Source organism: Myxococcus sp. SDU36, from assembly GCF_030168875.1.
GTDB classification, from domain to species: Bacteria; Myxococcota; Myxococcia; order Myxococcales; family Myxococcaceae; genus Myxococcus; species Myxococcus vastator.
In genome coordinates this window covers 7,402,230-7,414,532 of sequence record NZ_CP077414.1, presented here as the reverse complement: position 1 = coordinate 7,414,532, position 12,303 = coordinate 7,402,230, and the positions used below count along the sequence as shown (strand labels likewise).

Annotated in this window: 11 protein-coding genes; 6 read left to right on the top strand and 5 right to left on the bottom strand. The window is 69.3% G+C overall.

The annotated features are described in order from the left end of the window. Position 1: 1 nt before the first annotated feature. A complete protein-coding gene (locus tag KGD87_RS30275; protein ID WP_284664422.1) occupies positions 2–2,125 on the bottom strand; it encodes an FUSC family protein in 2,124 nt (707 codons plus the stop codon). 178 nt (positions 2,126–2,303) lie between these two features. Here KGD87_RS30275 and KGD87_RS30270 point away from each other — a divergent pair, with 178 nt between their 5' ends. The 3 genes from KGD87_RS30270 to KGD87_RS30260 all read left to right on the top strand — a co-directional run bounded on the left by KGD87_RS30270 (position 2,304) and on the right by KGD87_RS30260 (position 5,927). Further along, entirely contained in the window at positions 2,304–3,647 is a 1,344-nt protein-coding gene (locus tag KGD87_RS30270) for a short-chain fatty acid transporter (RefSeq protein ID WP_284664421.1), read from the top strand. Between the two features lie 82 nt (positions 3,648–3,729). Further along, positions 3,730–4,230: a hypothetical protein gene (locus tag KGD87_RS30265; RefSeq protein WP_284664420.1), complete on the top strand. Its 501-nt coding sequence runs from the start codon at positions 3,730–3,732 to the stop codon at positions 4,228–4,230. Between the two features lie 503 nt (positions 4,231–4,733). Continuing rightward, complete coding sequence (locus KGD87_RS30260; protein WP_284664419.1) at positions 4,734–5,927, top strand: hypothetical protein; 1,194 nt, start codon at positions 4,734–4,736, stop codon at positions 5,925–5,927. 43 nt (positions 5,928–5,970) lie between these two features. Here the strand turns inward: KGD87_RS30260 and KGD87_RS30255 are convergent, their stop codons facing one another. The 4 genes from KGD87_RS30255 to KGD87_RS30240 all read right to left on the bottom strand — a co-directional run bounded on the left by KGD87_RS30255 (position 5,971) and on the right by KGD87_RS30240 (position 10,182). Next, positions 5,971–6,615 carry an HNH endonuclease family protein gene (locus KGD87_RS30255; protein WP_284664418.1) on the bottom strand — a complete coding sequence of 215 codons (645 nt, stop codon included), beginning with the start codon at positions 6,613–6,615 and terminating at the stop codon, positions 5,971–5,973. A gap of 79 nt (positions 6,616–6,694) precedes the next feature. Continuing rightward, a complete protein-coding gene (locus KGD87_RS30250; protein ID WP_284664417.1) occupies positions 6,695–7,966 on the bottom strand; it encodes an AAA family ATPase in 1,272 nt (423 codons plus the stop codon). Positions 7,967–8,320: 354 nt separating this feature from the next. Beyond that, positions 8,321–9,130, bottom strand: coding sequence for a metallophosphoesterase family protein (locus KGD87_RS30245; RefSeq protein WP_284664416.1), 810 nt, complete (start codon positions 9,128–9,130; stop codon positions 8,321–8,323). Between the two features lie 101 nt (positions 9,131–9,231). Next, positions 9,232–10,182 carry an alpha/beta hydrolase gene (locus KGD87_RS30240; RefSeq protein WP_284664415.1) on the bottom strand — a complete coding sequence of 317 codons (951 nt, stop codon included), beginning with the start codon at positions 10,180–10,182 and terminating at the stop codon, positions 9,232–9,234. 167 nt (positions 10,183–10,349) lie between these two features. Here KGD87_RS30240 and KGD87_RS30235 point away from each other — a divergent pair, with 167 nt between their 5' ends. From KGD87_RS30235 to KGD87_RS30225, 3 genes are all read left to right on the top strand, one after another. Continuing rightward, a complete protein-coding gene (locus KGD87_RS30235) occupies positions 10,350–11,243 on the top strand; it encodes an oxygenase MpaB family protein (RefSeq protein WP_284664414.1) in 894 nt (297 codons plus the stop codon). 132 nt (positions 11,244–11,375) lie between these two features. After that, positions 11,376–11,765: a hypothetical protein gene (locus tag KGD87_RS30230; RefSeq protein WP_284664413.1), complete on the top strand. Its 390-nt coding sequence runs from the start codon at positions 11,376–11,378 to the stop codon at positions 11,763–11,765. A 187-nt stretch (positions 11,766–11,952) separates the two neighbouring features. Then, positions 11,953–12,276, top strand: coding sequence for a hypothetical protein (locus KGD87_RS30225; protein WP_284664412.1), 324 nt, complete (start codon positions 11,953–11,955; stop codon positions 12,274–12,276). Positions 12,277–12,303 lie beyond the last annotated feature (27 nt).

Here is a 12,303-nt window from a genome sequence, read left to right as displayed (position 1 = left end):
CTCACCGCAGGACGGTGCCACTGCTGAGCCGCGACACGGCGCCGTGCAGCATGCCCAACTGGCGGGGCGCCCGCTCCAGCAGCGCGCCGAAGACGGGGTCATCCGTCTTGCATGACACCTGCAACGGCGGCAGGGGCGGGGGCACGCGCCGGTCCCTGAGCGCGTCCGCGAGCTCGTCGAGCGCGCGCCCCGCCTGATGCGCCAGTTGCTTCAGCTGGCCGGGGACCTCCTCCTCCGGCCGCTCCATGCCCAGGGCCGTCACCACGGTGGCGAAGCGGCGCGCGTAGGTGATGACGGCCATGCCCGACTCGAGCTGCTGGGGCGGGCCGTGGTACTCGGCGGTGAGCCGCTCGAAGGAGGCCTCCGCGTCCAGTAGCGCCAGGCCGAAGGCGCGCCGCGCGGCGCCTACCTCGGGCCGGGTGCCGCTGCGCTTGGCGACGACCTCGCGCAGGTATTCACCGTCCGCGCGCAGCGCGGCCGCCGCGGCCTCCGGGAAGCGGAGGCGCTCCGGCATGGGCCATAGCAACCACGCGCCCATCAACGCCAGCGAACACGCGACCAGCACGCCCAGCGCGCGCTGCCCGGCGAGGCTCCAGTCCCCCGAGCTCAGCGTGGCCAGCAGCAGGTAGTCCGGCGTGAGCAGAATCTGGAAGGCGCCGAAGTTGATGGGCAGCAGGGACACCGACACCGCCGTGAGCAGGACGATGACGGCGAGCAGCGCGGAGGGGGAATGCACGCGCGTGGCAATCACCGCCGCCAGGCCCGCGCCCAGCAGCGTCCCGCCGACGCGCTGGAGCGCGCGCTCCTCGGTGATGGCCGAATACGGTTGGAGGATGGCGATGACGGTGAGGCTCACCCAGTGGGCGTCGCGGATGCCCAGCGCCTGCGTCACCACCAGCGCCACCGTCGCCACCAGCCCCACCCGCAGCGCGTGCCGGAAGACGAGCGAATCCGAGCGGAGGTGGTCGCGCAGCGGGGCCAGCCACGAGCGCGCGCGCCGCTGCTCATGGCCCACCACGCTCCGCCCGCGGTCGGACACCGGGTCACCATGCTGCAGGCCCGCGGCCGTCTCGTGGACCACCCCCGCCATCTCCCGCAGCTTCGAGAAGAGCGCCTCCACGTGGAGGGACAGCAGGTCCTCGCGGCTCCGGATGCCTGGAGCGGGCCGGTAGTGCCGCCTGCGCGAGCGAGGCACCATCCCGGGCGCGCGCGGGACGCCCTCATTGCGCTCGCGCTCCAGCACCTGCTCCACCCAGCTCGCCATGGCCGCGTAGGCGTCACACAGCGAACCCACGCGCGCGCGCAGCGGCAGGAAGCGCGGCTCGCGCACGGCCGCCTCCATGGCCTCGGCCAGGGCGATGAGCTGGGCGGACATCGGCTCGCACGTCTCGAGCAACACGAGCAGGTGCTCGCCTCGCCGTGACTTGCCCAGGTGGCTGCTCCGCATGGCCCCCAGCGTGGCGCGCGCCTGCTCCATGAGGGGCCGCACGCTCATGTGCCGCTGCGCGGCCTCCACCCACTCCTGGGAGCTGGCGCCCTCGCGCGACAGGCGGCCCAAATCCCAGCACGCCTCCGCCAGCTCCCGGTACACGCGCGCGATGGCCCTCCGCGCCGGGCGGTAGGGCCGCAGGGGCCACAGCACCAGGGACAGCGTCATGGCCCACAGGCCGCCGAAGAGCAGCCAGAAGGCGCGGCCCAGCGCGACATCCACGCCCACCGCGGGCGCGCCCAGTGACACGACGAAGATGACCGCGAGCTGTCCGCCGATGGCGCCCGCAGTCTCTCCGTAGCTCCGCGCGAAGGCCGCCGCCGTCACGCCCAGCCACATCAAGGAGACGTCCAGCCACGGCATGGACCCGCCCGGCGCGCCCAGCGCGCCCACCAGCGCCCCCAGCAGCGTCACCGCGCCCAGCTCCTTCGCCCGCGTCTGGTACGAGCCGCCCTTGTCGGCCAGTGAGACCAGGAGACCGGACAAGCCCCCCCAGCCCGCGTCCTTCACGCCCAGCAGGAACGCGAGGGCCAGGGGGATGGAGGTGGCCAGCGCGGTCCGCAGGCCCGCGCCAATGGCGGGCTTGCCTGGCCGGACGCGGAGGACGGAGCGCAGGTGTCTGAGCAGTCGGCGCATCCTGGAGCGTTGACACCGTGCGGCGCGGAAAGAACCTCCGCCCTCCCTCTCCGGGCACCCCCGCGGCCAGGGGAGCCTGCGTGCCCGGGCTCGTGCGGCCAGGACTCGTGGGCGGGATTGCGCAACCGGTGCGCCGCACATGCCGTAACGTGCCGCCCCCACCAAGGAGCGACACCTCGTGGAGACCCTTGTCCGAATCGCGGAGCGCCTGGGCCGCTTCTCTTCGCGCTTCGTCCCCAGCGCGTTCGCCATCGCCGTCCTGCTCACGCTGCTCACCCTGGCGCTGGCCACCGGCTGGGCTGGCGCCGCGCCGTCCGCCGTGCTGGACGCCTGGGGCGGCGGCTTCTGGGAGCTGCTCGGCTTCTCCATGCAGATGGCGCTGGTGATGTTCACCGGCTACCTGCTGGCCCTCACCAGCCCGGTGCGCGCGGTGCTGGAGCGCGCGGCGCGAGTGCCGCGCACGCCCCGCGGCGCGGCGGCGTGGATGGCCTTCGTCTCCATGGCCCTGGCCTACGTCAACTGGGGCCTGTCCCTGGTGGCCAGCGCCATGCTGGTGCGCTTCATGGTGAAGCGCCGGCCGGACGTGGACTACCGGCTGCTGGTGGCGTGCGCGTACTTCGGCCTGGGCGCCACCTGGCACTCGGGCCTGTCCGCCTCCGCGCCGCTGCTGGTGGCCACGCCGGGCCACTTCCTGGAGAAGCGCCTGGGCGTGCTGCCCATCGACAGGACGCTCTTCTCGCCCTTCAACCTCGGCCTCACGCTGGCCGTGGTGGCGGGGCTGACGCTGCTGGCGTGGGTGCTGCACCCGAAGCCGGAGAACACCGTCCGCGTGGACCCGGCGGTGCTGGAGTCCCTGGGCGACTTCACCCCGCCCCCGCGCCCCACCGAGCGCGGCTTCGCCGTGTGGCTGGACCACTCCAGGCTGCTCAACACCCTCATCGGTGTCTTGGGGCTCATGTGGCTGGCGCGGCACCTGTGGATGAACGGCGGGTGGCGCGCGCTCAACCTCAACGTGGTGAACTTCACCTTCCTGGTGCTGGCGGTGCTGCTGCACGGCACGCCCGCGCGGCTGCTCAAGGCCAGCGAGGAGGCCGGCACCGTGCTGCACGGCATCGTCCTCCAGTTCCCGCTGTACGCGGGCATCTACGGCATCTTCAAGGCCACCGGCCTGACGGAGCGCATCGGCGAGCTGTTCGTGTCGCTGTCCACGCGCGAGACGTTCCCCGCCATCGTCTACCTGTACAGCGGCGTGGTGAACTACTTCGTCCCCTCCGGCGGCTCGAAGTGGGCCATTGAAGCGCCCTACCTCCTGGACGCCGCGACGCGGCTGGGCGTGGCGCCAGAGAAGGTGGTGCTGGCGTACGCGTGGGGGGACATGGCCACCGACCTCATCCAACCCTTCTGGGCGCTGCCGCTGCTGGCCGTGGCGCGCCTGGAGTTCAAGGCGCTCCTGGGCTTCCTGCTGGTGGCCTTCCTCGTGTACCTGCCGCTGGTGACGCTGGCCTTCTTCCTCTTCGGCTGAGCGACGCCGAGGGCTGTGCTAGATCCAGCCTGGCAAGGCGGGCCTGGGGGCCCGCCACATCACGAGAACGAGGGGACTTGAGATGGCGAAGATGCTGACGCGGAGCCTGCTGTGCGCGGTGCTGGGAATGTCGCCGGTGGTCCTGGCACAGGACGCGGAGCCCGCCGCCGCGCAGGTGAAGGCGCCGGACGCGGACGCGGTGCGTGACACCTGGAACTACTTCTACAAGGGCCAGGGCCAGGGCCCCGTGCTGGTGGAGGCCAAGGTCTGCACCGAGGTCGCCAAGGAAGGCCCCAACAAGTACGACTGCACCGCCGAAGTGGGGCCCGAGGGCATCAAGGCCGGCACCAGCGTCATGTTGTGGCAGGCCTACCTCGTGCCGCAGGGCGACACCATCGAAGACCTCATGGTGCAGTCGAAGCAGGGCACCGTCGTGCGTGAGACGAAGGACGTGAAAATCAAGGGCGAGGGCTGGCGCGCGCGGCAGTGGACGGGCCTGCGGCTGAGCAAGCCTGGCACCTGGACGGTGTCGGTGCTGCGCGGGGACCAGGTGCTGAAGGAGATTCAGGTCAAGGTGCTCTGATTCACTCCTGAAGCAGGTGGAAGCACCCGGCGCCCGCCAGCGGCCCTCAGGCCACCTGGCGGGCGTTCGCTTTGGCGCACGCCTGCCTTCGAGGACGGGCAGTCCGTCGTTTTTCCTCCGACGTTCCCTGCTGGACAGGGAGTTTTTTCAGCGCACCCGACACCCGCCTCGGCCTCTGGGGCGAGGTTCCACCCGCCTCCAGAGGAGAGCCGCCCCGTTACGGCGGCTGGCAATGCCCTTGCACAAGTGCTTCAGCGGTTGAGGGGCAGGGGGTTGTCGGGGCTGGGGTTGGGGGAGAGGCCGGGGCGGGAATGGTGGGGCGGCGGCGATGGGCAATCGGGGTGCTGGCGTTCGGACTTCTCCTCGTGGGGTGCGGGGAGAGGGCGCACGCGGCGGCCCGCGCTCCGGGCTTGGAGGTGGCGGGGTCGGCTGCAGGTGAGGGCGAGGGGGTCCTGGCGTGGACGCGTCCGCTGGTTCTGGGGGACAGCGAAGCGCCACATGCCGTGGTGGCTCCCGACGGGGACGTTCTCGTCGCTGCGACCTACCGTGAGCCTCTGGACCTCGGGGGAGGCCCCCTGCCCTTCAACCACGTATCAAAAGCGCCGCACCTGCTGGTGGCGCGCTTCTCTCCGGAGGGCAACCTGCGCTGGGCGCATGGGCTGACACCGGAGGCAGACACCACGCGCGCGCACGTGGGCGGGCTCACCGTGGATGGCGAAGGTAGCGCGTGGCTGGGCGGCGTCTCCGCCGGCTTCGCGCTGGGCGCGGCGAAAATCCCGCCTGGGGCCTTCCTGGCCCGGCTGTCACCCCAGGGCGCGCTGGAGCGCGTGCGGCGCTTCGACGGCACGGGTGCGCTCACCGTCCATGCGCTCGCGCCGGACGGCACGGGCGGCGTGGTGCTGGTGGGAGACTTCCATGGCCAACGCGACTTCGGCGACGGCGTGAGGGAATCCCCGCGGGGCCAGCGCTCCGCCTTCGCGGTGAGCCTGGACGCCAGCGGACAGACGCGCTGGAGCCGCACCTGGGCCGCGGGGGACGAAGGCCTGGTGACGGCCCGGGCCGTGGCGGTGGATGTCTTTGGCGGCGTGCACGTCGCGGGGGCCTATGCGGGCTCCGTCTGCTTTGGCGGGCCGGCGCTCGTCACGGTGCGCCAGCGCACGCCCTTCGTGCTGAAGCTGTCTTCGGACGGCGCGCACGCCTGGAGCCGGGAGCTGCGTGGCACCGAGGGCACCGCCAATGCCCTGGCGGTGGGCCCCGACCGCGTCTTCGTGGGCGGCAACTTCTCCGGGCGCTTCTACTTCCAGGGGAAGCCTCACACCTCCAGCGGCTACCAGGGATTCGTGACGGCTTTTGATGCCCATGGCAAGGAGCGCTGGGCGCGCTCCTTCGCGGCCACCGCCACCGCGCTGGCCACGGATGACGCCGGGCAGCTCACCCTGGCGGGCTCGCATGATGGCGGGCTGGATTTGGGTGGCGGCGGCGTGCCCGCGGGCCTCTACGTGGCCCGGCTCCACCCGGAGGACGGCGCTTCGCTCTGGGTGCGCAGCTTCACCAGTCCAAGCCCCACGCTGGCGCGCACGGTGGCGGTGGATGTGAGCGGTTACGCGGTGGCGGCGGGCGCAGTGGCGCGCCCGCTCCCGGAAGGCACGCCCTACCCTCGCCCGCGGGATGGATTCCTCCTGCGGCTGCGGCCCTGAGCCCGGCGGACGGCACAGCGCCCGGGTCATCAACGCTGGGGCCTCAGCGAAGCTTCGGACCCGTGGCGGACACGCTCCCCGCGACATCCGCGTCCCGAATGCGCCCCTGCCGTCGCATTTCGCGCGCCAGGAAGGGGGCATCCCGCTCCAGAGACCAGAGCGGGACAGGTTGATGCGCAACCGCTGGGCTCCAGTAGCTGTCGAAGTACCTTCGACACATGTGCTGGTACTCACGAGAGTCGAGCCCCAACCGCTCGATGGTTTCACGGACCCTGGCTTCCACCTCCGGGGCCAGGCCCACGGCGGGCTCCACCTTGAACGTCCCCAGGTTGAGGACAAACCACCCGTCCTCAACCATGAACGGGTCGAGCACGTTGGCGAACTCTCGCTTGCGCGCGTTCATCCGTGAGCAGGCCAGACGATAATTTTCCCATTCATAAGCCTGCCGATGCTCCGTGCTCACCATGGCGACAAAGTGGTCGACCGTCGGCCCACAGAGCGGCTCGATGTAGAAACAGGCGTATGCGCAAATACCCCCATATGCGGCGTGCAGGACAGGCAGCGCGCGGGTCCAGTAGGGGTGTCGCCGGAGATCCGAAGCCTTCAAATCTTCGATTCGCTCCGCTCGCCTGGTGATTCGCGGCCCAGTGCGCTTCATCAAGGGCGGCTGGCCAATCAGCTCAGCCAAGGCACTCAATCCAGGCTTCCGAACCTGCTCTTCGAAATCAAAGACAGGAGGTGCGGCTCTGGCTGCCTCAAGACACGAATCACTGGCTCAGCCCCGCCTCGCGCGCCCAGAAGCGCCACCGCAGCCAGAATGGGTCAACATCGGGAAGGCTGGCGCGCAGCGCGTCGCGGGCCTGGGTGAACTCGTCGGACGACACGCCCTGTCGCCGCTCCATCAATGCCTCGGCGCGCTGGATGGCTTGCTCGGCCTCCAGCGAACGAGGCTCCCCGAGGTCGAAGATTTCAGAAACGAGCCAGGAGTTCGCGTCACCCCGGCGATGCCATTCCTCCTTGTGAAGGACAACCTCCCTGTTCTGGAGATTGAGGTGCCACAGGGCATCTTCGCGGGTGTCAAAGAGTGGCTCCAGTGAAGCCAGTAGCAGCGGCGAGTGTGTCACGGCCAGAATCTGGACCTGGACGTCACCAGCGCCCGTCAGCGCCTCCATGACCTTGAGCAGGGAGCGCAGGACGGTCCGCTGCCAACGAGGATGCAGATGCGCCTCCACCTCGTCGATCAAGAAGATGATGGACCGGGTGGCCTCCTGGTTCATCAAGCGGCTTGCCTGCAGATGCTCCTGCCACGTCCACACCAGCAAATAGGCCAGCGTGATGACGCGCCTGGCCCCCGCGGACGCGTACACCACGGGAACCTCCTGGCCGTACCCCGTGCGCAGGGTCGGCATGTCCCGGACGTCTTCCAGGCTGACGCGAGTGAGCTCTCCCGGCGCGAGGAGCTCCACATCCGAAGGAGAGAGCGCATGGAGCGCCTGGCGGAGTTGCTGATACGGCTCTCCATTGCGCCCTTGCCAGGAAGCCCAATCCGCAATCAGCCCGTTGCATAGATACTTTCCATCAGGCTTGAGCCCGTCCCAGACTTCCTGCGGATTGAAGAGGTAGGCGGGCGGCCGATCCGGCGCATCGATGCCCAGCGACGGCGCGTTCCTCCAGTAGTTGCGCGCTGGGTCCCACACCGAGAATGAGCCATCAACCCGCGCGTAGAGCACCATGCCCGGATTGGGAGGCCGCCCTCCCTTCAAGGTCCAACTCTGCGAATGAAAGTCGTATTCGCTCGAGTAACCGACGGGCTTTCTCTTGCCCTCGAACTGGAAGGCAATGCGGGGCTTGAGGCCAGCACCGCGGTGCGGTGCCGCGGGATGCCCCGCCCAGGTCCGGGTCAGCGCCCACCAGGCCACATCCAGGATGAAGGTCTTCCCCACCCCGTTGTCGCCGGTGATGAGATTCATCCTACGGGCGAAGTCGAAAACGAGTTCTGGGGCTGGCCCGACATGGTGAAGTTCCAGCCGCTCAAACATCGCTTCCTCCTATTGAACCCAGCGTGCTCTTCGGGTGCTCTATAGGTCAGGTCGGAGGATGAACCAAGCCTACAGGCGTCCTCAACCACGGTATGGCGTGACCGCCTTGCCGACATGACACTTGCTGTACCACCCGGCTTCGTGGCGCTGTTCACTCGGAGAGTACCGTCCTCCATGCGAGTGAGTCCGAAGGGCAGGGACGCGACGGACACCTGCCCAAGCGCGTGCATCATCCGCACCGAGCGCATCTCTCTTCAGGCGAGACGTGAAATGAGCACCGCGACCGTGGTCGTCCCCGCACCTTCGAGGCCTTCGCCCGGGAGCACGCCGCGCACTGGCGCTGAGGCGGCCACTTCAGCACGTGAGAAGCACGGCCCTGCTATCCACGTTGAGGACCTGGGGCCCCGCGGGCAGAGACACCAGCGGCGTGTCCCAGTGCGCGTGACCACAAATCACCAACAGGTCGTCACGGGCAGGCAGTCTCTCCCGGATGGCCGCGCTTCCACGCATGCGCGTTCCAGGCACATCGGGGCCCTGGTGGAGCACCAGCAGCTCCGGGTCCTGCCGCAAGACATCACGAAGGCTCCGAAGAAACGCCTCTTCATCGCGACGGCCCGGCTTGTCTGGACGGCCGATGATGCCGCTCACGCCGCCCACCCGAAGCCCATCCACCTCCACCACATCGCCATCGAGCATCCGCTGCTCCGGGCGCTGGCGGAAGAACCGGGCCTGCTCACGCGCGGTGCCAAAGGTGTCGTGATTTCCCGCCACGCCCACCACCCAGCGGAACTGCTGTCCAAAGGCCTCCCATACGGACCGCACGTTTCCAGATGCCCCCCGCACCAGCGCGCTGTCGTCGGAGAACAGGTCCCCCGCCAACACCACGCCCGTGTGCTCGAGCGGGGGCAACATGCCCTCCGCGCTCAAGGACGCGAGCCCATCCGCCAGGACCTCTCCCAGGAGGGCCACCGCGCCTCCCAGCAGCGCGCGAGGCGCCACTCCCTGCAGGTCCGACGTCACCACCAGGGCATCCAGCCCCGCAGGCAATGCATCGACCTTCCCCTGCAGGAGGGGCAGGTTCTGGATTTCGGCGCCACCTCTGGGGGCCGCGGAGAGGTAGGGCCACAGGGACAACGGTTCCGCTTCGAGCTTCAGGATTCGCATGGCGCCCAGGGTCGCCCCGCGCAGCGCCATCCTGACAGTCACGGCTCGCCCCGGCTGGGGCCACGACCTCTGGCCCCAGCGAATCAGATGCCGCGGCCGGCTCAGCTCCCGTGCAGCCACTCCCGCAGCTTGGTGGTGGTCAGCTCGATGGCGCCCCGCGCCGCCGGCGTCTGCGCCAGCGCGTTGAGCATGACGAAGTCATGGTGCGTTCCCAGGAAGCGGACCTGGGTGACGTTGACGCCCGCCTCGGAGAGCTTCGCCGCGTAGGCCTCGCCCTCGTCGCGCAGCACGTCGTTCTCGTCGGTGATGACCAGCGCGGGAGGCAACCCCTTGAGCTGGTCCAACGACGCCCGCAGTGGAGACACATGCGGGTCCACGCGCTTGCCGGCCTCCGGCAGGTAGGCATCCCAGAACCACTTCATCGCCTTGCGTGTGAGCCACGGCCCCTCCGCGAACTCCTGGTAGGAGCCGCTGTCGAAGTTGGCGTCGGTGACGGGATAGAAGAGCGCCTGGAAGCGGATGGAGGGGCCCCCGCGCTCCTTCGCGAGCATGCTGACCACGGTCGCCATGTTCCCCCCGACGCTGTCCCCCACCAGCGCCATGCGGCGGGCATCCACGTTGAACTCGTCCGGGTGCTCCGCCACGTACTTCGTCGCGGCGTAGGCCTCTTCGATGGCCACGGGGAACTTGTTCTCCGGCGAGCGGCCATAGTCCACGAACACCGCGGCGACATTCGCTCCCTTGACCAACTCCCGCACCAGCCGCTCGTGCGTCCTGGAGTCACCCATCACCCAGCCCGCGCCATGGACGAACATCAGCACCGGCAGGCGCTCCTTGCTCCCCTTCGGCCGGAAGAGCAGCGTCCGGACGGAGCCCCTGGGCCCCACGGGCAGCTTGCGCTCCTCCACGTCCGCGTCCGGCATGGACACCGGAATCGACTGCGCCTTGAGGAGGGCTTCCCGTGCCTGCTCTGGCGTCAGGGTGTACAGCGGCGGGCTGTTCGAGGCCGCCAGGTCCGAGACGAACTTCTGCGTGGAAGGGTCCAGGTTCATGCGCGCTGCTCCTTGGTGCGGTGCCCGGGGACGGACGCCGCCGGAAAGGTGCCAATCCAGGCGCGAGCGTCAGTAGCCGTGCGGGCAAGGACCCGGCGCGGCGCCAGCGGGCGCGGCAGGCCTTGTCCGGGCTAGACTCCGTGTTGGTATTCACAGAGGAGCGATGGATGAACCGCTTCGCGCTGCGCGACCTCACCGACCGCCTGGACGCCCAGACCCAACACGAGGACATCGTCCGCATCCTCGCCACCCGGGAGTTCCCCTGGGACGTCGAACAGGCGCTCAGCTTCGCGCTGTTCCGCACCTACGCGGTGCCCAGCATCGGCGTCCTCCTGCATGACACGGGCGAGTTCACCCAGCGCACCCAGAAGCGCTACGACGACACCGTGCTCATCCTGGACACCCTCCTGGAGCACGGCATGGCCAGTCAGGAAGGCCGGAGCGCCTTGCGGCGCATGAACCAGATGCACGGCGCCTATGACATCTCCAACGATGACATGCGCTACGTGCTCTCCACCTTCGTGGTGATGCCCGTGCGCTGGATCGCGGACTTCGGCTGGCGGCCGCTCACGCCGCATGAAGTGACGGCGTGGACGAACTACTACCGCGCCGTCGGCCGCCACATGGGCATCCAGGACATCCCAGAGACCTACGAGGCCTTCGGCTCGCTCATGGACGGCTACGAAGCCACCCACTTCGCCTTCGACGCGCGCAGCAAGGCCGTCGCGGACGCCACCCTGGAGCTGCTCACCACCTTCCCGCCGACGAACCTCGCACCCAAGCGGCTGGTCACCCTGTTCGCGCGCACGCTGATGGAGGCCCCCCTGCTGGACGCGTTCAAATACCCCCACCCGTCCAGCCTCAGCCGCAAGGTGTTCCGCCTGGCCCTCAAGGCACGCGGCAGGTTCGTGCGCTACGCGCTGTCTCCCAAGAAGGAGCCCGCCTACGCCCGGACGCGCGCCAACATCCGCAGCTACCCAAGGGGCTACGCCGTCGAAGCCCTGGGCACCTTCCCCAAGACGTGCCCCATGAAGTCCAGGCCCTCACCCGGGCCGCGGTGAGCGCGCGGGCCCCCGGCGCAAACCAGCGCCTTGTGGGAGAAAGAGCGCACACAGGAAACCTTCGCCCACATGCCCCGACAATCATTTCAAGAATCACATCGCGGGGCCGCGAAGGCCCACGGGGGAAACGCCATGTTCAAGGTCAAGCAGAACCACACGTTCCAGAATCCGATGCGGCAGCAGATTGACGCGACCACGCAGGGCAAGCAGAGCGACTACGCCCACGCGGTCGGCGGTGTGAACCAGGTGCTGGACCGGGGCAACATCGGCATCTCCGCACGCTCCCAGGCGAGCGTCCTGGACAACGTGAAGAAGGTGGAGACGGGGGCGCGCAGCGAGGTCAACGCCCACCAGCGCGAGGCCTTGAACTTCGGCCGGGACGCCTTCGACAGCGCCAAGCAGGGCAACTACAAGCAGGCCAGCGTGGAGGCCTTTGGCTCCGGCATCAACGCGCTCGCCTCGGCGTTCAAGTCCACCTACTCGGAGACGCCCAACGAGAAGAAGGGCATTGGTCCCTGGTAGCGCGCCCCGTGAGGCCCCCACACCCCGTGCTCGGGACTGGGGGCTTCACGCCCAGGTGAGGCATGCCGCGTCGGCCGGTGGAACGTGTGGGCCTGGTTGTCTTTCGCCGGCGCACGTGGTGCGTGCTTCCAATGGACGCCGGGGCTGAGGCAGCATCCCTGGCCCTACACCTGGAAGGAGCCGTGCCATGAATGCCTCCCGCATCGTCGCCTCGCTGACCGCCTGTCTCTCCTTGTCGCTCATCGCCTGCGGTGGCGCGGAGGTTCCCATGGACATGCCCGAGGGTGAGGCCCCCGTCAGCGTCGAGCAGGGCCTTGGCTACCCGCCGCACTGTCCGAACGGAGACCTCATCTACTGGGTCGAGAACGTGCAGGCCTGCACGCCGAAGTGCGGAAACACGCGTCAGAGCGGCCAGCCCGCGACCCAGTACGCGGCGTGTCAGTCCAATATCGCGGGCACGCGAACGCTCATCAACGTGCGCTACTGCATCCCCGGCTGCGACCTGCTGTGAGGAGACGCCCAGCCGGGCACGGCGTGC